The 20,202-nt window shown below is 72.1% G+C and carries 16 protein-coding genes; 5 read left to right on the top strand and 11 right to left on the bottom strand.

What is annotated here, in order from left to right; all coding sequences use genetic code 11:
• Positions 1–126: 126 nt before the first annotated feature.
• The 6 genes from V9U70_RS05575 to V9U70_RS05550 form a co-directional block, all read right to left on the bottom strand.
• Entirely contained in the window at positions 127–1,332 is a 1,206-nt protein-coding gene (locus V9U70_RS05575; RefSeq protein WP_336673321.1) for an acyl-CoA dehydrogenase family protein, read from the bottom strand.
• A 49-nt stretch (positions 1,333–1,381) separates the two neighbouring features.
• Positions 1,382–1,885 carry a MaoC family dehydratase gene (locus V9U70_RS05570; RefSeq protein ID WP_336673320.1) on the bottom strand — a complete coding sequence of 168 codons (504 nt, stop codon included), beginning with the start codon at positions 1,883–1,885 and terminating at the stop codon, positions 1,382–1,384.
• A gap of 2 nt (positions 1,886–1,887) precedes the next feature.
• Positions 1,888–2,862 carry an HpcH/HpaI aldolase/citrate lyase family protein gene (locus tag V9U70_RS05565; RefSeq protein WP_336673319.1) on the bottom strand — a complete coding sequence of 325 codons (975 nt, stop codon included), beginning with the start codon at positions 2,860–2,862 and terminating at the stop codon, positions 1,888–1,890.
• Entirely contained in the window at positions 2,859–4,871 is a 2,013-nt protein-coding gene (locus V9U70_RS05560; protein WP_336673318.1) for a protein meaA, read from the bottom strand. Before V9U70_RS05560 ends, V9U70_RS05565 begins: the two co-directional genes overlap by 4 nt.
• Positions 4,872–4,880: 9 nt before the next feature.
• A complete protein-coding gene (ccrA, locus tag V9U70_RS05555) occupies positions 4,881–6,242 on the bottom strand; it encodes a crotonyl-CoA carboxylase/reductase (protein ID WP_336673317.1) in 1,362 nt (453 codons plus the stop codon).
• Positions 6,243–6,596: 354 nt separating this feature from the next.
• Positions 6,597–7,397, bottom strand: a complete 801-nt coding sequence (locus V9U70_RS05550) for a GNAT family N-acetyltransferase (protein ID WP_336673316.1) — start codon at positions 7,395–7,397, stop codon at positions 6,597–6,599.
• A gap of 149 nt (positions 7,398–7,546) precedes the next feature.
• Between V9U70_RS05550 and V9U70_RS05545 the strand changes: the two genes are divergently transcribed.
• Positions 7,547–8,335 (top strand): restriction endonuclease, encoded by a 789-nt coding sequence (locus V9U70_RS05545; RefSeq protein ID WP_336673315.1) that lies wholly within the window; start codon positions 7,547–7,549, stop codon positions 8,333–8,335.
• A 12-nt stretch (positions 8,336–8,347) separates the two neighbouring features.
• Here the strand turns inward: V9U70_RS05545 and V9U70_RS05540 are convergent, their stop codons facing one another.
• Both V9U70_RS05540 and V9U70_RS05535 read right to left on the bottom strand, forming a co-directional pair.
• Positions 8,348–9,163, bottom strand: a complete 816-nt coding sequence (locus V9U70_RS05540; RefSeq protein ID WP_336673314.1) for a TetR family transcriptional regulator — start codon at positions 9,161–9,163, stop codon at positions 8,348–8,350.
• A gap of 91 nt (positions 9,164–9,254) precedes the next feature.
• Complete coding sequence (locus tag V9U70_RS05535) at positions 9,255–11,036, bottom strand: 3-hydroxyacyl-CoA dehydrogenase family protein (RefSeq protein ID WP_336673313.1); 1,782 nt, start codon at positions 11,034–11,036, stop codon at positions 9,255–9,257.
• 373 nt (positions 11,037–11,409) lie between these two features.
• On the opposite strand from V9U70_RS05535, the gene V9U70_RS05530 reads away from it, so the two are divergent.
• A complete protein-coding gene (locus tag V9U70_RS05530; protein ID WP_336673312.1) occupies positions 11,410–11,982 on the top strand; it encodes an adenylosuccinate lyase in 573 nt (190 codons plus the stop codon).
• Positions 11,983–12,025: 43 nt separating this feature from the next.
• On the opposite strand, the gene V9U70_RS05525 is transcribed toward V9U70_RS05530, so the two are convergent.
• Together V9U70_RS05525 and V9U70_RS05520 are read right to left on the bottom strand one after the other, a co-directional pair.
• Positions 12,026–13,612, bottom strand: coding sequence for an alpha/beta hydrolase (locus V9U70_RS05525; RefSeq protein ID WP_336673311.1), 1,587 nt, complete (start codon positions 13,610–13,612; stop codon positions 12,026–12,028).
• Positions 13,613–13,781: 169 nt separating this feature from the next.
• On the bottom strand, positions 13,782–14,819 hold the full coding sequence (locus V9U70_RS05520) for an Rv2578c family radical SAM protein (RefSeq protein ID WP_336673310.1): 1,038 nt from the start codon (positions 14,817–14,819) through the stop codon (positions 13,782–13,784).
• A gap of 148 nt (positions 14,820–14,967) precedes the next feature.
• Between V9U70_RS05520 and V9U70_RS05515 the strand changes: the two genes are divergently transcribed.
• The gene (locus V9U70_RS05515; RefSeq protein ID WP_336673309.1) at positions 14,968–15,411 is read left to right on the top strand and encodes an SRPBCC family protein; all 444 of its coding nucleotides are present in this window, start codon (positions 14,968–14,970) and stop codon (positions 15,409–15,411) included.
• A gap of 215 nt (positions 15,412–15,626) precedes the next feature.
• Entirely contained in the window at positions 15,627–18,080 is a 2,454-nt protein-coding gene (locus tag V9U70_RS05510) for an MFS transporter (protein ID WP_336673370.1), read from the top strand.
• 77 nt (positions 18,081–18,157) lie between these two features.
• On the opposite strand, the gene V9U70_RS05505 is transcribed toward V9U70_RS05510, so the two are convergent.
• Entirely contained in the window at positions 18,158–19,051 is an 894-nt protein-coding gene (locus V9U70_RS05505; protein WP_336673308.1) for a LysR family transcriptional regulator, read from the bottom strand.
• A 113-nt stretch (positions 19,052–19,164) separates the two neighbouring features.
• On the opposite strand from V9U70_RS05505, the gene V9U70_RS05500 reads away from it, so the two are divergent.
• On the top strand, positions 19,165–20,169 hold the full coding sequence (locus V9U70_RS05500; RefSeq protein WP_336673307.1) for an aldo/keto reductase: 1,005 nt from the start codon (positions 19,165–19,167) through the stop codon (positions 20,167–20,169).
• Positions 20,170–20,202 lie beyond the last annotated feature (33 nt).

The raw sequence follows: 20,202 nt of genomic DNA, 5'->3' as shown, positions 1-20,202 counted from the left end.
CGGCGATGCTATCGGTTGCCGGGCGCAACTGGGCAAGCCAGCAGCCGAGTCGGACTGCTGAAAGGCACCCGCCGAGGATGACTCGGTGTGATGTTCTTCGCCACCAAATCACCTCAAAGGGGACAATCAGCCCTGGAATCGGTACTCCTCCAGGAGGCGTCGGCCAATGATCATTTTCTGGATCTCGGCGGTACCCTCGCCGATCAGCAGCATCGGGGCCTCGCGGTAGAGGCGCTCGATCTCGTACTCCTTGGAGAAGCCGTAACCGCCGTGGATGCGGAAGGCGTCCTCGACGACTTCCTTGCAGTACTCGGAGGCGAGGTACTTCGCCATCCCTGCCTCCAGGTCGTTTCGTTCCCCGGAGTCCTTTTTGCGTGCCGCATTGACCATCATCGCATGAGCGGCTTCGACCTTGGTGGCCATTTCGGCCAGTTTGAACTGGATCGCCTGGTGCTGGGCGATCGGCTTGCCGAAGGTGTGGCGCTGCTGGGCATAGGAAACGCCCAGCTCGAACGCACGTTGCGCGACACCGCAACCACGTGCCGCGACATTCACCCGGCCGACCTCGACACCGTCCATCATTTGGTAAAAGCCCCGGCCGGTCGTGCCCCCGAGGACGCGATTGGCCGGAATACGCAGGTCGTCCATGATGAGCTCGGTCGTGTCGACGCCCTTGTAGCCCATCTTGTCGATCTTCCCGGGGATGGTCAGACCCGGCCGGACCTCTCCGAATCCCGGCTCCTTCTCCACCAGGAAGGTCGTCATGGACTTGTGCGGCGCCGTGCCCTCGGGGTGTCGTTCGTCACTTCGGCACAGAACGGCCACCAGCGTGGACGTGCCGCCGTTCGTCAGCCACATCTTCTGGCCGTTGAGCACGTACTCCTCGCCGTCCTTCACGCCCTTCGACGCGATCGCCGAGACGTCGGAGCCGAGCGCCGGCTCGGACATCGAGAACGCCCCCCGCACCTCGCCGAGCGCCATCCGCGGCAGGAACGTGTCCTTCTGTTCCTGCGTGCCGTGCTGCTTGAGCATGTAGGCCACGATGAAGTGCGTGTTGATGATGCCCGACACGCTCATCCAGCCCCGGGCGATCTCCTCCACGCACAGGGCGTAGGTGAGCAGTGACTCGCCCAGGCCCCCGTACTCCTCCGGGATCATCAGCCCGAACAGGCCGAGCTCCTTGAGCCCCTCGACGATCTCCGTGGGGTACTCGTCGCGGTGCTCCAGCCCGGTCGCGACCGGGATGATCTCCTTGTCGACGAAGTCCCGTACCGTGGCGAGGATCTCCCGCTGGATGTCGTTCAGACCGGCGGTCTGGGCGAGTCGCGTCATGGCTGCTTCTCCTGTGGCTTCACGCGGATGGCCTTAAGGCTTCACACGGCTAATTGGAAGGGGTCGGGCGGCCGGGCTGCTCGCCGCCGCGCTCCTGGACGTACGTCGCGGTGGGGACCATCACCTTGCGGCGGAACACGCAGACCACGGTGCCGTCCTGCTTGTAACCCCTGGTCTCGACGTACACGATGCCGCGGTCGTGCTTGGACTTCGACGGCGTCTTGTCCAGCACGGTCGTCTCGCCGTAGATCGTGTCGCCGTGGAAGGTCGGCGCGATGTGCTTGAGCGACTCGACCTCCAGGTTGGCGATGGCCTTCCCGGAGACGTCCGGCACCGACATGCCCAGCAGCAGCGAGTAGACGTAGTTGCCGACGACCACGTTCCTGCCGAAGTCGGTCGTGCTCTCGGCGTAGTTGCTGTCCATGTGCAGCGGGTGGTGGTTCATGGTCAGCAGGCAGAAGAGGTGGTCGTCGTATTCCGTGACCGTCTTTCCCGGCCAGTGCTTGTAGACGGCGCCGACCTCGAACTCCTCGTATGTGCGTCCGAACTGCATGGTCAGGCCTCCGGGGCTTCGAACTTGGATGTGCGCCGCATGCCGGCGGCCCGCCCCTTGCCCGCGATCACCAGGGCCATCTTGCGGCTGGCCTCGTCGATCATCTCGTCGCCGAGCATCGCGGAGCCCTTCCTGCCGCCCTCCTCCGAGGTGCACCAGTCGTAGGCGTCGAGGATCAGCTCGGCGTGGTCGTAGTCCTCCTGGGAGGGCGAGAACACCTCGTTGGCCGCGTCGACCTGGCCGGGGTGCAGCACCCACTTGCCGTCGAAGCCGAGGGCGGCGGCGCGGCCGGCCACCTCGCGGTAGGCGTCCACGTCGCGGATCTGGAGGAACGGGCCGTCGATCGCCTGGAGGTCGTGGGCGCGGGCCGCCATCAGGATGCGCATCAGGATGTAGTGGTAGGCGTCCGCCGGGTAGCCGGGCGGCTGCTGTCCGACCACCAGGGTCTTCATGTTGATCGAGGCCATGAAGTCGGCCGGGCCGAAGATCAGCGTCTCCAGCCGGGGCGAGGCGGCGGCGATGTCGTCGATGTTCACCAGGCCCTTGGCGTTCTCGATCTGCGCCTCGATGCCGATCCTCCCGGCCTCGAAGCCCATCGTCTTCTCGATCTGGGTCAGCAGCAGGTCCAGGGCCACGACCTGCTGGGCGTCCTGGACCTTCGGCAGCATGATGCAGTCGAGGTTGGGCCCCGCGCCCTCGACGACCGTGATGACGTCCCGGTACGTCCAGTGCGTCGTCCAGTCGTTGACCCGCACGACCCGGGTCTTGCCGCTCCAGTCACCGTTGTTCAGCGCGTCCACGATGGTGTGGCGGGCGCCCTCCTTGGCGAGCGGCGCGCAGGCGTCCTCCAGGTCCAGGAAGACCTGGTCGGCCGGGAGGCCCTGGGCCTTCTCCAGGAAGCGCGGGTTGGAGCCCGGCACGGCCAGGCACGAGCGACGGGGCCGCAGCCGGTTCACGGACGGGGTGGGCGTGGTCATGCGGGGACCTCCAGAGGGTCGAGCGTGTTCGCTTTCCGGATCTCGTCGACGATACGGCCGATGATCTCGGTGATGCCGAAGTCCTTCGGGGTGAAGACGGCGGCCACTCCGGCTTCGATCAGTGCGGCGGCGTCGGCCGGCGGGATGATGCCGCCGGCGATCACCGGGATGTCCGGGGCCCCGGCCTCGCGCAACCGGTGCAGCACGTCGGGCACCAGCTCCGCGTGCGAACCGGACAGGATCGACAGGCCCACGCAGTGCACGTCCTCGGCGACCGCCGCGTCGGTGATCTGCTCGGGGGTCAGCCGGATGCCCTGGTAGACCACCTCGAAGCCGGCGTCCCTGGCCCGTACGGCGATCTGCTCCGCGCCGTTGGAGTGCCCGTCCAGGCCCGGCTTGCCGACCAGCAGGCGCAGCCGCCCCGCCCCGAGGTCCGCCGCGGTACGGGCGACCTTCTCGCGGACCAGCGCCAGCGGGGTGCCCGCCTCCGCGGTGACCGCCACCGGCGCCGAGGAGACCCCGGTGGGCGCGCGGAACTCGCCGAAGACGTCCCGCAGCGCCCAGGACCACTCGCCGGTGGTGACGCCGGCGCGGGCGCACTCGACGGTGGCCTCCATCAGGTTGCCGGCGCCCGCCGCGGTCTTCTTCAGCGCTGCCAGCGCCTCGGTGGCGCGGGCCTCGTCGCGGTTGTCCCGCCACTCGTGCAGCGCGGCGACGACCCGTGCCTCGTTCTCGGGATCGACCGTCATGATCGCGCCGTCCAGGTCCGCGGTGAGCGGGCTGGGCTCGGTGCTCTCGTAGACGTTGACGCCGACGATCTTCTCCTCGCCCGATTCGATCCGGGCCCGCCGCGCGGCGTGCGAGGAGACCAGCTCGGACTTCAGATAGCCGGACTCGACGGCGGCCATCGCGCCGCCCATCCGCTCGATCCGCTCCATCTCCGCCAGCGACTCCTCGACCAGGGCGGCGACCTTGGCCTCGACGACGTGCGAGCCGGCGAAGAGGTCCTCGTACTCCAACAGATCGCTCTCGTGCGCCAGCACCTGCTGGATGCGCAGCGACCACTGCTGGTCCCAGGGGCGGGGCAGCCCCAGCGCCTCGTTCCACGCGGGCAGCTGCACCGCGCGGGCGCGGGCGTCCTTGGACAGGGTGACGGCCAGCATCTCCAGGACGATGCGCTGGACGTTGTTCTCCGGCTGCGCCTCTGTCAGGCCCAGGGAGTTGACCTGGACGCCGTAGCGGAACCGCCGCTGCTTGGGGTTCTCGACGCCGTAGCGCTCCCGGGTGACCTGGTCCCAGATGCGGCCGAAGGCCCGCATCTTGCACATCTCCTCGACGAAGCGGACGCCCGCGTTCACGAAGAACGAGATCCGGGCGACCACGTCGCCGAACTTCTCCCGGGGCACCTGGCCCGAGTCGCGGACCGCGTCGAGCACCGCGACGGCGGTCGACATGGCGTACGCGATCTCCTGGACCGGGGTGGCCCCCGCCTCCTGGAGGTGGTAGCTGCAGATGTTGATCGGGTTCCACTTGGGGATGCGGTTGACCGTGTACGTGATCATGTCGGTGGTCAGCCGCAGCGAGGGCACCGGCGGGAACACATGCGTCCCGCGCGAGAGGTACTCCTTCACGATGTCGTTCTGCGTGGTCCCCTGGAGCCTGGTGGGGTCGGCCCCCTGCTCCTCCGCGACCACCTGGTAGAGCGCCAGGAGCCACATGGCGGTCGCGTTGATCGTCATCGAGGTGTTCATCTGCTCCAGGGGGATGTCCTGGAACAGCCGGCGCATGTCACCGAGGTGCGAGACGGGAACGCCGACGCGGCCCACCTCGCCGCGGGCGAGGATGTGGTCGGGGTCGTACCCGGTCTGCGTCGGCAGATCGAAGGCGACCGACAGACCCGTCTGGCCCTTGGCGAGGTTGCGGCGGTACAGCTCGTTGGACGCTTCGGCGGTCGAGTGGCCGGCGTACGTCCGCATGAGCCAGGGCCGGTCCTTCTGACGTTCGTTCATCGCGGAACCTCAGACGTCGCGGAAGCGGTTGATGGCGTCGATGTGCTGTTCGCGCAGTTCCTGGTCGCGCACGCCCATGCCCTCACGGGGGGCCAGCGCCAGGACGCCGACCTTGCCCTGGTGCAGGTTGCGGTGGACGTCGTACGCGGCCTGACCGGTGTCCTGGAGGGAGTAGACCTTGGAGAGGGTCGGGTGGATCCTGCCCTTGGCGATCAGCCGGTTCGCCTCCCATGCCTCGCGGTAGTTGGCGAAGTGGGAGCCGATGATCCGCTTGAGCGACATCCACAGGTAGCGGTTGTCGTACTCGTGGTTGTATCCCGAGGTGGAGGCGCAGGTGACGATGGTGCCGCCCTTGCGGGTGACGTAGACGCTCGCGCCGAAGGTCTCGCGGCCGGGGTGCTCGAAGACGATGTCCACGTCCTCGCCGCCGGTCAGCTCGCGGATGCGCTTGCCGAGCCGCTTCCACTCCTTGGGGTCCTGGGTGTGCTCGTCCTTCCAGAACCTGTAGCCCTCGGCGTTGCGGTCGATCACCGCGTCCGCGCCCATGGCGCGGCAGATGTCGGCCTTCTCCGGACTGGAGACCACGCAGATCGGGTTGGCGCCGCCGGCCAGCGCGAACTGGGTGGCGTAGGAGCCGAGCCCGCCGCTGGCGCCCCAGATCAGCACGTTGTCGCCCTGCTTCATGCCCGCGCCGTTGCGCGAGACGAGCTGGCGGTACGCGGTGGAGTTGACCAGGCCCGGAGCCGCGGCCTCCTCCCAGCTCAGGTGCTGGGGCTTGGGCATGAGCTGGTTGGACTTGACGAGCGCGATCTCGGCGAGTCCGCCGAAGTTCGTCTCGAAGCCCCAGATCCGCTGCTCGGGGTCGAGCATCGTGTCGTTGTGCCCGTCGGAGGACTCCAGCTCGACGGACAGGCAGTGCGCGACGACCTCGTCGCCCGGGTTCCAGGCGTTCACGCCGGGGCCGGTGCGCAGGACGACGCCCGCCAGGTCGGAGCCGATGATGTGGTAGGGCAGGTCGTGGCGCTTGGTCAGCTCGCTGAGCCTGCCGTAGCGCTCCAGGAAGCTGAACGTGGACACCGGCTCGAAGATCGAGGTCCAGACGGAGTTGTAGTTCACCGAACTGGCCATGACGGCGACCAGGGCCTCGCCGGGGCCCAGTTCGGGGACCGGGACGTCGTCCAGGTGGATCGACTTGCGGGGGTCCTTGTCACGGGTTTCGAGGCCCGCGAACATCTCCGTCTCGTCCTTGTGCACGGTGACCGCGCGATAGGACTCGGGGAGGGGCAGGGCCGCGAAGTCCGCGGCGGTGGCCGCGGCGGAGCCGCCCTTCGCTTCGGTCCGCGATTGGATCGCGTCCAGGATTTCCTTCACGGTGTTGCCTCCGGTGATGCGGCGTCGAGGGAACGCTTGAGGGGCCCTGCGGAGCAGGAAGTGTGCGGTGTGGAGGTGTTGCCGTCGGTTCGGCGGGTGATGCGGGGCTTGCTCGGTGGAGCAGAAGGGTGCCTGTGACGCAGGCGTCCGGGCGCGCAGCACGGTGGTTGCGGGGACAGTCGGCGTACGTGTGAGGTCTCAGCACGCCGACCGCCCGGACACCTTCAACGTATGGCACTCCGTGACACCTGACAAGGCACCGAGTGCCAACAATTTCTCTCACTTGTCATCTCGTGGGCACGCATGAGCATCACGATGGGTCTTATGTGTGCTTCTGTCTTGTTGGTGGTGCGGTCACCGGGCAGAGCGGTACACGTACGGAGTCGTCGTGCTGATCGCTGTGAAACCGAGCCGGGCCAGGATCGGGGCGGAGAGGCCCGTCGCGTCGACCTGGAGATACCGGTAGCCGCGTTCGGCCGCGATCGCGGCGCGGTGCGCCACCAGGGCGCGGTAGAGCCCCCGGCCCCGCCAGGCGGCCACCGTGCCGCCGCCCCAGAGCCCGGCGAAGCCCGTGCCCGGCCACAGCTCCATCCGGGCCGCGCTGACCGGCTCCCCGTCGGCCAGCGCCACCACCGCCGCGAAGTCGTCCGGCGCCTGCTCCAGCCGTGCCAGCACCTGATGGCGCAGCCGGCTCGCGTCCGTGCCGAACGCCCGCTCGTGGACCAGCGCCATCAGCTCGGCCCCCGCGGCGTCGTTCACCCGGCGCAGTCGCACGCCCGCGGGCAGCTCCACCGCTCCCGTGGCGGCGGTCAGGGCCCGGACGGACGCGACGAGCAGGGTCTCCGGCGGGTGCGGCACGAAGCCGGCGGCCCGCAGCCGGTCGCCCAGATCGGCCGGCCGGTCATGGGCGTACAGCTTCCACTCGAACTCTCCGTGGCCCAGGGCGGTGTAGTGCTCGATCTGGGCCGAGATCGCCGCGTTCGCCCCGTCGGCGTCCAGCTCGGGGGCCGACCACACGACCCCGTTCCAGTCGTTCGGGCCGCCCACCTGGCGCACGAGGGGGCCGGTGCGCTCGACGCGGACGCCGGGCCCGTCGGGGCGGGCGTGCTCCCGCATCTCGTGGTCGAACAGGGCGCGTATCTCCGTGGTTCGCATGCGCGCACCTCAGCACGCCCGCCCCCCGGGCGACCAACGGATTTCGGCCGCCCCGTGCCCCGCGGCGCGGACCGGACGCGTCGAACGGCCGACTCGGGGCAGACGAACAAGTGATCTTGGAGAAGACCGGAGAACAGGGGTGGGAACCGATGCCGATACCGACCCGCGGACGGGAAGCCCGCAAGCGTCGAGCCGGTTTCGACCTCCGCCGCACCGCCCTGGGCTTCGCCCTGATCGCCCTGCTCCTCGTAGGCGGCGGCACGGCGCTGCGGGCCGTGTGGCGCAGCGTCGGGCACCGGCCCCTCGCCGCCGTGCTCCTGCTCCTGCCGGTGGCCGTCGCCCTCGTCGTGCTGCGCCGCCGCCGTCGGGCCCGGAGGGTCGCGGCGGCCGTCACCGACGCGGCGTACGGGATCGTCGACGCCGGCCTGGCGGAGCTGGACGCGGCCGAAGCCGCCCGTGCGGAGGAGGGCCCCGGGGAGGAGAAGAGGGCCTGGGGGCCGTCCAGGGGCGCCGGCCCGGTCAATTACGCGGCCCTCGACCCGGACGCCTTCGAGGAGGCGGTGGCCGAACTCTGCCGCCGCGACGGCTGCGGGGACGCCGAGGTGGTGGGCGGAGCGGGGGACCTGGGGGCCGACGTTCTGGCCACGACCCCGGACGGACGCCGCCTGGTCGTCCAGTGCAAACGCTACGGGCCGGAGAACAGGGCCGGATCGCAGGATCTCCAGCGCTTCGGGGGCACCTGCTACGCCGTGCACGGGGCGGACGTCGCGGTCGTCGTCAGCACCGGCGGCTTCACCGAGCCCGCCGTCGACTACGCGGACCGGTGCGGCATCCTGTGCGTCGGCCCACGCGAGCTCGCCGCCTGGAGCGAGGGCGGGGCGCCGCCGCCCTGGGAGGCGGCCGGGCGGCCCGCGGCGGACGACACCCCGGTCCGCTGAGGCGCCGGGCCCTCAGCGGACCTTCAGCGCCTGCTGGATCGTCCGCATGACCTCGTCCAGCGGGGCGTCGGTGCGGGCCACCGCGACGAGCACCTCGCCCTCCGCCGCGACGGTCGCGGCCGGGGCCCGCTCGGGCTCCGCCTGGGCGCTGCGGCCGGCCCCGATGCCCGACCCGAAGGTGTCGCGCACGATGGCGAAGGCGCGGTCCAGCTGGGCCTCCACATCGCCCTGGCCGCCGGCCCGCAGCCACCGCCGCAGCACGTGGTTGTGCGCGGTGACCACGGCGGAGGCGGCGACCTCCGCCAGCAACGGGTCGTCGTTGCCCACCTGGTGGTCGCGCTCGTCGAAGTGGCCCAGCAGATAACGGGTGAACAGCCGCTCGTAGCGGGCCACCGACGCGATCTCGGCCTCGCGGAGGGTCGGCACCTCACGGGTCAGTTTGTAACGGGCCACGGAGACCGCGGGCTTGGCCGCGTACATCTTCATGACTTCCTTGATGCCGCGGCAGACGGTGTCGAGCGGATGCTCGTGCGCGGGGGCCGCGTTCAGGACCGCCTCTGCCCTGACCAGGGTGTCGTCGTGGTCGGGGAAGATGGCCTCTTCCTTGGAGCGGAAGTGCCGGAAGAAGGTCCGCCGGGCGACGCCCGCGGCGCCCGCGATCTCGTCGACGGTCGTCGCCTCGTAACCCTTGGTGGCGAAGAGCTCCATCGCCGCGGCGGCCAGTTCGCGGCGCATCTTGAGCCGCTGGGCGGCGGCACGGGCCCCCGCGGTGGTCTCCGGGGCGTCGGGCGCGGCGGTGGCACGGGGTGACTTGGCGGGCTGGGACATGGAGTGAACGTAACTCATCGGTGCGGGAGAGCGCGCCTGCGGGGGCGGGCCGCCGGAGGGTCCCAGCAGCCCGCCCCACCCGGCCCCCGGGTCAGCGACGGGCATACTCGCGGAAGCCGCGCCCCGTCTTGCGGCCGAGACAGCCCGCGGCCACCAGGTGCTCCAGCAGCGGCGCCGGGGCGAGGCCCGGGTCGCGGAACTCCCGGTGCAGCACCTTCTCGATGGCGAGCGAGACGTCCAGGCCGACGACGTCGAGCAGTTCGAACGGGCCCATCGGGTAGCCCCCGCCCAGCTTCATCGCCGCGTCGATGTCGTCCAGCGAGGCGTAGTGCTCCCCCACCATCTTGATCGCGTTGTTGAGGTAGGGGAACAGCAGCGCGTTCACGATGAACCCGGCCCGGTCCCCGCAGTCCACCGGATGCTTGCGGATCTTCGCGCACACCGCGCGGACCGTCGCGTGCACCTCGTCGGCGGTCAGGACGGTGCGGACCACCTCCACCAGCTTCATCGCGGGCGCCGGGTTGAAGAAGTGCATCCCGATCACGTCCTCGGGACGCGCGGTCGCGCGGGCGATCGCCACGACCGGCAGCGAGGAGGTGGTGGTGGCGAGCACCGCGCCCGGCCGGCAGACCTTGTCCAGGGCCGCGAACAGCTGCTGCTTGATCTCCAGGTCCTCCGCGACCGCCTCTACGGCCAGGTCGACCCCGGCGAACGCCTCCAGCGAACCGGCCGCCGTGATCCGGGCCAGCGTCTCGTCCCGGGCGTCGGCGGTGAGCCGGCCCTTGGCCACCGAGCGCTCCAGCGACTTCGCGACCCGGCCCTTGGCGAGGTCGGCCTTCTCCTGGCTCCTGGCCGCCAGCACGACGCCGTATCCGGCCTTCGCGAAGACCTCCGCGATCCCCGAGGCCATGGTGCCGGAGCCCGCGACCCCGACGGACGCCACATCGCGCCCGGCTCCGCAGGCGGTGTCCGCCGCCGGGGTGAGCGCGTCGGGCACCGCCTCCTGGCCGCCGGGGGCGTCGTACGTGTAGAAGCCGCGGCCCGCCTTGCGCCCGGTCAGACCGGCCGCGCTGAGCTGGCCGAGCACGGGGGCCGGGGCGTGCAGCCGGTCGTGGGACGAGGCGTACATGGCTTCCAGGACCGTGCGGGCGGTGTCGACGCCGATCAGGTCCAGCAGGGCGAGGGGGCCCATCGGCAGCCCGCAGCCCAGCTTCATCGCGGCGTCGATGTCCTCGCGGGAGGCGTAGTTCGCCTCGTACATCGCCGCGGCCTGGTTGAGGTAGCCGAAGAGCAGCCCGTCCGCGACGAAGCCGGGCCGGTCGCCGACCGCGACCGGCTCCTTGCCGAGCTCCCGCGCCAGCCGGGTGACGGCCTCGACGGCGGGCGGCGCGGTCAGCACGGAGGAGACCACCTCGACCAGCTTCATCGCGGGGGCGGGATTGAAGAAGTGCATGCCGAGCACCCGCTCCGGGTGCTGCGACTCGGCGGCGAGCCGGGTCACAGAGAGGGCGTTGGTGCCGGTGGCCAGGATCGCGGTGGGGGAGACGATCGCGTCCAGCTCCCGGAAGACCTGCTGCTTGGTCTCGTACGTCTCCGGCACCACCTCGATGACCAGCTCTGCCGCCGCGGCGGTCCGCAGGTCGTCGGACGTGCGGAACCGGGCGAGGGCCGCGCCGCGCTCCCGCGCGGTGATCCGCCCGCGCTCTACGGCCCGCGCGGTGGACGCTTCGAGGGAGGCGACGGCCTGCCGGGCGGCCGCCTCGCTGATGTCGATGCCGATGACCTCGCGGCCCGCCAGGGCCAGGACCTCGGCGATGCCGGCGCCCATGGTGCCGAGGCCGACGACGGCGATGGTGCTGAGAGGGGTGTCCATCACGGGACTCCAGGGTGAGTGACGGCTGAGGGAGCACGGTCGGCGCGGCCACGGGAGAAAGGCGGCGCGGAGCGTGCGGAAGTGAGTGGCGAGAAGCACGACGCGGGGCCGCTGACGCGCGCCCGGTCGGAAAGTGACGGGCTCTGTCCCGAAGCCGCGTCGCACAGAAAAGCCGAACCGACAGGCACTCCGGACGGCTGCGTCACCAGGCCACCGGAGCTTGCGGGGAGTGGGCCCCGCTCAGATGAGATTAACTGGCGGGTAACGAGCGCGCCACCCCCGGACCTTTGTGTGCTGGACCACATCGGCCTTCGGAGGGCCGGTCCCGACGACCCGGCCCGCGCCGTCGGCGCCCACCGATACGCTGAGCGTCATGGATGAGGAGTTCCGTTCGCTCGTGGACCGGCTGGAGCCCGAGGCGGCCGGCGCGCCGCTGTACGGCCGACTCGTCGCCACCGAGGACGCGGAGGAACTCGCCCGCGTGCTGACCGAGCCGCGCCAGCCCCTGTGGGCGCGCGAGACGGCCGCGTTCCGGCTCGGCTGCGCGGGCGACCGCCGGGCCTTCGAGCCGCTCGTGCTGCTGCTCAACCACCGTGATGCCGAGCGCTGCGTCTCCGCCGCCCACGCCCTGGTCCGGCTCGGCGACCCCCGCACTCCCCGTGCGGCCGCCGCCCTCGCCACGAACAGCCTGCGCACCGCCTACGCCCTGCACCCGGTGCGCCTGCTCGCCGCCCTGCGGGCCCCCGAGTCGGCCCCCGCCCTGATCGCCACCCTCCAACGCCTGCTGGCCCCCGGCGAACCCCACTGGCGGGTGGCCCTGGCCTGCGTGGAGGGCCTGGGCCATCTTGCCGACGACCGGGCCCGCGCGGTCCTCACCGCCGCCCTCGCGCACCCGCGCCTCGGCGGGGCGGCGGCGGAGGCGCTCGGGCGGTTGCCGGGGGAGTGAGCGGCGCGGCGCCCGCCGACCGGGGTCGGGGCGGGCCAGCGGCTCAGCGGCGGAAGCCGAGCAGGCCGTGCAGCCGGCTGCCCTCGCTGCCGTCCACCGACTGGGCCGCCGCCTTCGCCGCGGGCAGTGGCTTCGGGTCCGGCAGGGCCGCGCAGACCGCGTCCGCCTCGCCGTGGCCCCGCGGCACGGTCCCGTCGGTCAGATAGGCCGTCAGATGCCGGTCCAGGCAGTCGTTTCCGCTCAGGGCGATGCCGTGGTTGCCGCCGCCCTCCTCCACGACGAGGCTGGAGCCCCGGAGCTTGCGCTTCATGCTGACCGCGCCGCCGTACGGGGTCGCCGCGTCGCCGGTGGCCTGGAGGAGGAGCGCGGGCGGCAGTGCGTCGTTGGCGACCCGGGGCGGGCGCAGGGGGCCCACCGGCCAGTGGGCGCACGGCGCGTTGTACCAGGTGTTGTTCCAGGTGATGAACGGCGCCTGGGCGTGGATGCGGCGGCTGTCGTTGCGCCAGGTGCTCCAGTGCCGGGGCCAGGCGGCGTCGCGGCACTGGACGGCCGCGTAGACCGAGTATCCGTTGTCGCCGCTCGCGTCGACCGCGCCGAAGTCCTCGTACACCTCCACCAGCGCCTCGGCGTCCCCGTCCTTGACGTACGCGGCGAAGGCCTCGGCGAGATAGGGCCAGTAGCCGTTGTAGTACCCGCCGGGCAGGAAGGCGTCCTCCAGCTCGCCCGCGCCGACCGTGCCGCCCGCGGGCTCCCGCGCCACGTCCGCCCGCATCCGGTACCAGGCGGCCTCGACGCGGGCCGGGTCGGAGCCCAGCCCGTACGCGGCGTCGTGCTTCGCGACCCAGGCGGAGAAGGCCTTGTGGCGGTCGTCGAACGCGTGGTCCTGCCCGAGGTTGCCCTCGTACCAGACGCCGTCCGGGTCGACGACCGAGTCCAGGACCAGGCGGCGCACGCGCTGGGGGTGCAGCTTCGCGTAGACGGCGCCGAGGTAGGTGCCGTAGGAGTAGCCGAAGTAGTTGATCCGCTCAGCGCCCAGTGCCCGGCGGATCACGTCCAGGTCCCGGGCCGCGCTGACCGTGTCCAGATACGGCAGCACGTCGCCGTGCTTCTCCCCGCACGCGCGGGCGAAGGCCTCCGCCCGGTCGCGGTTGATCCGTTCCTGCCGGGAGAGGCCCGGCACCGAGGCGGGGCGCACCGGGTCGAAGTGGCCGGGCAGGCAGTCCAGGGCCGGGGTGCTCCTGCCGACGCCGCGGGGGTCGAAGCCGATCACGTCGTACTGGGCGGCGACCTCGCGCGGCAGCGAGGAGGCGACGAAACCCGCCATCGACAGGCCGCTGCCCCCGGGGCCGCCCGGGTTGACCAGCAGCGGGCCCTGGAAGGTCTTCGCGGTGTGCGGGACGCGGGACAGCGCCAGGGTGATGTGACGGCCCGTGGGGCGGGCGTGGTCCAGCGGGACGCGGACCTTGGCGCACTGCAGTCGCGGATAGTCCTCTGTCGGGCAGTCGGCCCACCGCGCCTCGGGGACGGGCGGCGCGCTCGCCCCCGTGGCGGCGGCCGGGGCGGGCCCGGCGGCCAGCAGGCCCGCGACCGTCGCCCCGACGGCGACCAGAATTGCTGCACGTTTCGTCATGGAGCCTCCCGGCGGTGACGGGGGCGCGGCGCCGGATCGCCGGCCCCCGCCGCATGGTCCCCGACCCGGCCGCCGACAGCGCCCCTCCGCGCGGGTCTCGCGCCCCGCGGTCACGCCATCGGCCCTACGGGAAGCGCCGCGGGCCCGGGTGCGGCCTCCTCGGCGCGGGTTACAGGAGGGTCAGCTGGGTGGGGCCGCCGGGCTCCGGGGCGTCCGGGGGCGGCGCCGCCGCGGCCCGCCGCGCCTCGCCGCGGCGCGCCGGCCCGATGCCGAACTCGTCCGCCAGTTCGTGGACCTGGCGCGTGATCCTGCGCTGGTACCAGGTGGGGGCGTACGCCCCGTCCGCGTACATCCGCTCGTAGCGCGGCACCAGGTGCGGATGGCGCCGGCCCAGCCAGTGCAGGTACCACTCGCGTGCGCCGGGGCGCAGGTGCAGGACGAGCGGGGTCACGGAGGAGGCCCCGGCGGCGGCGACGGCCGCGACGGTGGCGCGCAGTTGCTCCGGGGAGTCGCCGAGGAACGGGATCACCGGGGCCATCAGGACCGAGCAGCCGATCCCGGCGTCGGTGAGGGCGCGTACGACGTCCAGGCGGCGTTCGGGGGAGGGCGCGCCCGGCTCGACCGTCCGCCACAGCTCCCGGTCGGTGAAGCCCACGGAGAGGGAGACGCCGATCTCGGTGACCTCTGCGGCCTGCCGCAGCAGCTCCAGGTCCCGGAGGATCAGCGTGCCCTTGGTCAGGATCGAGAAGGGGTTCGCCCGCTCGCGCAGCGCGCCGATGATGTCCGGCATCAACCGGTAGCGGCCCTCCGCCCTCTGGTAGCAGTCGACGTTGGTGCCCATCGCCACGTGCTCGCCCCGCCAGTGCGGGGAGGCCAGCTCCCGCCGGAGCAGGCCGGCCGCGTTGACCTTGACGACGATCTGGGAGTCGAAGCCGACGCCGGTGTCCAGGTCCAGATAGCTGTGGGTCCTGCGGGCGAAGCAGTACACGCAGGCGTGCGTGCAGCCCCGGTACGGGTTGACCGTCCACTCGAACGGCATCCTCGACGCCCCGGGCACCCGGTTCAGGATCGAGCGGGCCCGGACCTCGTGGAAGGTGATCCCCCGGAACTCGGGGGTGTCGAACGTGCGCGTGGTCACCGCGTCCGCGGCGAAGAGCGCGCTGCTCCCGGCCGTCGAGCCGTTGTCGGCCAGATTGTCCCAGCGCATGGACGCCTCCTCGATAGCCCTGGCAACAGAATAGAACACTTGTTCCCTTGATCGTGCGAGCCGCTCGCCGAGCCCGATTTTGAGCGGCTGTGCCCCAGGTGGTTGGCTCAGCTCGCCCACCGAACAACCGACTGCTGGAGGAAGAGCCATGGCGCAGGTCGAAGCCACGACGGAGCGGATCATCGCGGCGGACGCGGAGGCGGTGTTCGACGCGCTGGCCGACTACAAGAACGTCCGCGGCAAGGTGCTGACCGGGCACTTCAGCGAGTACGAGGTCCGCGAGGGCGGCGACGGCGAGGGCACCGTCGTCCACTGGAAGCTCCAGGCGACCAGCAAGCGGGTCCGCGACTGTCTGCTGGAGGTCACCGAGCCGACGGACGGGCAGCTCGTCGAGAAGGACCGCAACTCCTCCATGGTCACCACCTGGATCGTCACTCCGGCCGGTGAGGGCAGGTCCAAGGCCGTCGTGACGACCGTCTGGGACGGGGCGGGCGGCATCGGCGGATTCTTCGAGCGGACCTTCGCCCCCAAGGGCCTCGGCCGGATCTACGACGAACTGCTCCAGAACCTCGCCGCCGAGACGGAGAAGTAACCTCCCCGCGCCGGGGTTCGAACACTCCGGTCGTGCGCGACGGCCGGCCTCACCGGAACGGGTGGTCTTCCGGAGGGGCCCGCCGTGCGCCGCAGCGGCTCCCACCGGCGCATAAGCCCTCCCTATGCGCCCTGTGCGCCCCTCGTCACGTTTGCCCCGCCTCGCCGCACGGTGCGAGAAATGGGCGGCGCATGGTGCGACGAGGGGAGCGTGACGTGGTGGGCGGAGTCACCCTGGTGAAGGACGAGCCGGACGGCACGCGGGCGGGCGGCACGGCACCGGACGCCTCGACGGCGAGCACCCCGCCCGAGCAGCCCCCGCCGGGCCGGCCGACGGAACTCGGGCCCGGCGCAGAGGAGTTCAGCCCCCGCAAGATCCGCGTGGTCTTCCTCGGGCTGATGCTGACCCTGCTGCTCGCGGCGCTCGACCAGATGATCGTCGCCACCGCCCTGCCCAGGATCGTCGGTGAACTGCACGGCCTGGAGAAGATGTCCTGGGCGGTCACCGCCTACCTCCTCGCCTCCACCATCGGCCTGCCGCTCTACGGAAAGCTCGGCGACCTCTTCGGCCGCAAGGGCGTCTTCCAGTTCGCCATCGTCGTGTTCGTCATCGGCTCCGCGCTCGCGGGCTGGTCGCGCACCATGGACGAGCTGATCGCCTTCCGCGCGATCCAGGGCATCGGCGGCGGCGGCCTCATGATCGGCGTCCAGGCGATCATCGCGGACATCGTCCCGGCCCGCGAGCGCGGCCGTTACATGGGCCTCCTCGGCGCCGTCTTCGGCCTCGCCTCCGTGGCCGGGCCCCTGCTCGGCGGCTTCTTCACCGACCACGCCTCCTGGCGCTGGTGCTTCTACATCAACGTGCCCTTCGGCCTGGTCACCCTCGCCGTCATCGCCGTCGTCCTCAAGCTGCCCAAGCCCGCCGCCCGGCCCCGGCTCGACATCCTCGGCGCGGTCCTGCTGGCCGCCGCTTCGACCTGCCTGGTGCTGGTCACCAGCTGGGGCGGCACCGAATACGCCTGGGGCTCGGCCACCATCCTCGGGCTGACGGCCGGAGCGGTCGTCACCACCCTGCTCTTCGTCGCCGCCGAACACCGGGCGGCCGAACCGGTCATCCCGCTGCGGCTGTTTCGTGACCCGGTCTTCAACGTCACGGGTCTCATCGGGGCGGTCATCGGCATCGCTCTCTTCGGCGCCGCCAGCTACCTGCCCACCTACCTCCAGATGGTCGACGGCGCCAGCGCCACCGAATCCGGCCTGCTCATGCTCCCGATGATGCTGGGCATCGTCGGCGGGTCCGTCGTCTCCGGCCGCCTCATCACCCGCACCGGCCGCTACCGGATCTACCCGATCGTCGGCAGCGCCCTCTCCGTGGTCGGCATGGCCCTGCTCTCGCTGTCAGAGGCGGGCACATCCCGGCTCGCGTACAGCCTCTGGCAGGCCGTACTCGGCATCGGCATCGGCCTGGTCATGTCGGTCCTCGTGCTCGCCGTGCAGAACTCCGTGCGCCCCACCGACCTCGGCACCGCCACCAGCGCCAACAACTACTTCCGGCAGATCGGCGGCAGCGTCGGCGCGGCGGTCTTCGGCACCCTCTTCGCCGGGCGGCTCGCCGACGCCCTCGACGTGCGGCTGCCCGCCGGAGCGGAGCTGCCCGCCCCCGAATCGATCACCCCGCAGGTCGTCCACGCGATGGAGCCCGCGCTGCGCGACGCGTACATCCAGGCGTACGTCGACGCGATGCCGCGCATCTTCCTCTACCTGGTGCCGGTGCTCGTCCTCGGACTGGTCCTCGCCTTCTTCCTCAAGGAGAAACCGCTGGTGTCCCACCACAGCCCCGAAGCAGCCACCGAGACGGCGCAGATCCCGGCCGCCCGCCTCGACCCCGCCCCGCCCGGCCCCGAGCGCCTCCCCGGCGTTCCGGTCCACGGCGGCGTCCAGCACCCCGACGGCTCCGCGGTCCCCCGGGCCGCCCTCACTCTCATCGACGTCCAGGGCCGGCAGGTCGGGCGCGGCGCGAGCGACGCGGGCGGCCGGTACGCGCTGAGCGTGCCCGGCGCCGGCTCCTACGTCCTGATCGCCGCCGCCGGCGGACACCAGCCGCAGGCGGTCAGCGTCACCGTGGGGGAGCGCCCGGTCGAGCTGGACGTGGTGCTCGGCGGCGCCGGACGGCTCGCCGGGACCGTCCTCACCGCCGAAGGCGCCCCGGTCCGGGACGCGGCCGTCACCGTCACCGACGTACGGGGCGAGGTCGTCGCCTCCGCCCGCACCGGAGCGGAGGGCGGCTACGTCATCGGCGAACTCGTCGCGGGCGAGTACACCCTGGCCGCCGGCGCCCCCGGCTTCCGCCCCGCCGCCCACCCGGTCGCCGTCCAGGCCGGCCGCGAGACCCGGCAGGACGTCGAGCTGGCGGGCGGTTCCGTCCTGCGCGGCGTCGTCCGGGCCACCGGCGGGCGGCCCGTCGAGGACGCCCGCGTCACCCTGCTGGACGCCATGGGCAACGTCGTGGACACCCTCACCACCGGGCCCGACGGATCGTTCCGGTTCGTCGACCTGTCGTCCGGCGAGTACACCGTGATCGCCGCCGGATATCCGCCGGTCGCCACCGTGCTCCGGGTCGCGGGCGGCCAAGGGACCGAGCACGACCTCCGGCTCGGTCACGAGGACTGACTCCGGGGACCGCCGCTGCCGCCGCCGTCCACGCGCGAAGTCCGGCGGCGGGGCGGTGCGGCGGCGGCCGTCAGGGCTCAGCGCGCGTCGGCGTCCTCCCGCAGCAGCCGCATCAGCGCCCGCGCCCCCGGTCCGGCCCCCGCAGGCGCCGGAAGCACCGCCACGCTCTCGTACATCGGCCGGCGCCCGCCAGCCAGCTCCACCGTGACCAGCCCGGCGGCCTCCGGCTTGCGGGAGAAGTGGTGCGGCACCACCGCGATGCCCAGCCCCTCCTGCACCAGCTCCAGGAGGCTGTGCACGTCGTTGACCTCCAGCCCCACCGTCCGCCGCGCCCCCGCCGCCGCGAAGGCGCCGTCGGCGGCGCGCCGAGGCCCCCAGTCCGGGTGGAAGTCGATGAACGACGCCCCCGACAGCTCCTCCCACCCCACCGCGGCCCGGTCGGCGAACACATGCCCCGCCGCGCACAGCAGCACCATGGGCTCCCGGGCCAGCGGCAGCAGCTCACCGCGCCACTCCACCGGGCTGACCGTGGCGGCGAACGCCAGGTCCAGCCGGCCCCCGGCCACCCCGTCCAGCAGACTGCTCGTGCCCTCCTGCCGCAGCCGCAGCTCCATCTGCGGATGCTCCCGGTGGAACGCCGCCAGCAACCGCGCCGGGCTCACCCCCGCCACGCACTGCTCGACCCCCACGGTGAGCGTCCCGCGCAGCAGCCCTCTCACGGCGTCGACCGCGTTCCGTGCCGCCCGCGCCGCCGCCAGCGTGCGCTCCGCCTCCACCAGCAGCGCCCGCCCCGCGTCGGTGAGCCGGACCGTGCGCGTGGTGCGGCTGAACAGAGGGGTCCGCAACTCCTGCTCCAGCGCCCGTACGGAGGCGGAGAGCCCTGACTGGGAGACGGCGAGGCGCTCGGCGGCGCGGGTGAAGTGCGCTTCCTCGGCCACCGCCACGAAGCGCTCCAGTTGACGCAGTTCCATGATTGAGCAATCTAGACGATGAATGCGAGCTAAATCTTCTGTTGGACCGCTGGATTCATCTGAGGAAGTCTGGAGACCCACGCGCCGGCCCCTCTCTCCCGCGGAGCACACCCATGTACCTGCCGTCCCCCGACCGCTACTCCGTCATGCCCTACCGGCGTACCGGCCGCAGCGGTCTGCTGCTGCCCGCGCTCTCCCTCGGCCTCTGGCACAACTTCGGGGGCGACCGGGCCCCGGAGGAGCAGGGCCGCATCCTGCGCCGCGCCTTCGACCTCGGCATCACGCACTTCGACCTGGCCAACAACTACGGCCCGCCGCCCGGCTCCGCCGAACTCACCCTCGGCCGCGCCCTGGCCACGGACTTCGCCCGGCTGCGCGACGAGCTCGTCATCTCCACCAAGGCCGGCTACCGGATGGGGGACGGGCCGTACGGGGAGTGGGGCTCGCGCAAGTACCTGCTCTCCTCGCTCGACCGGAGCCTGGAGCGTCTCGGCGTCGAGTACGTCGACGTCTTCTACTCGCACCGGCCCGACCCCGAGACCCCCCTCGAAGAGACGATGGGCGCGCTCGCCACCGCCGTGCACCAGGGCAAGGCGCTCTACGCCGGGCTGTCCAACTACTCAGCCGAGCAGACCCGCCAGGCCGCCGCGATCCTGAGGGACCTCGGCACTCCGCTCCTCATCCACCAGCCCCGCTACTCGATGCTCGACCGCCGGGTGGAGGAGGAAGGGCTGCCGGACGTGCTCGACGAGCTGGGCGTCGGCTCCATCGCCTACTCCCCGCTGGAGCAGGGCCTCCTGACCGACCGCTATCTGAGCGGCATCCCGGCCGGCTCCCGGGCGGCGGGCGACAGCCCCTTCCTGACCCCCGACTCGGTCACCCCCGCGCTGGTGGAGCGGCTGCGCGCCCTGGACGCCCTCGCGAGGGAGCGCGGCCAGTCCCTCGCCCAGCTGGCCCTGGCCTGGGTGCTGCGCGGCGGCCGGATCACCTCCGCCGTCGTCGGCGCCAGCAGCGTCGCCCAGCTGGAGAACAGCGTCGAGACCGTACGGAACCTGGACTTCACCGGCGACGAGCTGACCCGGATCGAGGAACTGCTCGGGAGCGCGGCGGCCGGCTGATCCGGTCGGCCGGGGCGTGGAGGGGGCCACCCG

It is taken from the genome of Streptomyces pratensis (assembly GCF_037137275.1).
Taxonomy (GTDB): Bacteria; Actinomycetota; Actinomycetes; order Streptomycetales; family Streptomycetaceae; genus Streptomyces; species Streptomyces pratensis_B.
The sequence above is the reverse complement of the archived record's forward strand: the minus strand, read 5'-3'. Positions and strand labels throughout refer to the sequence as shown.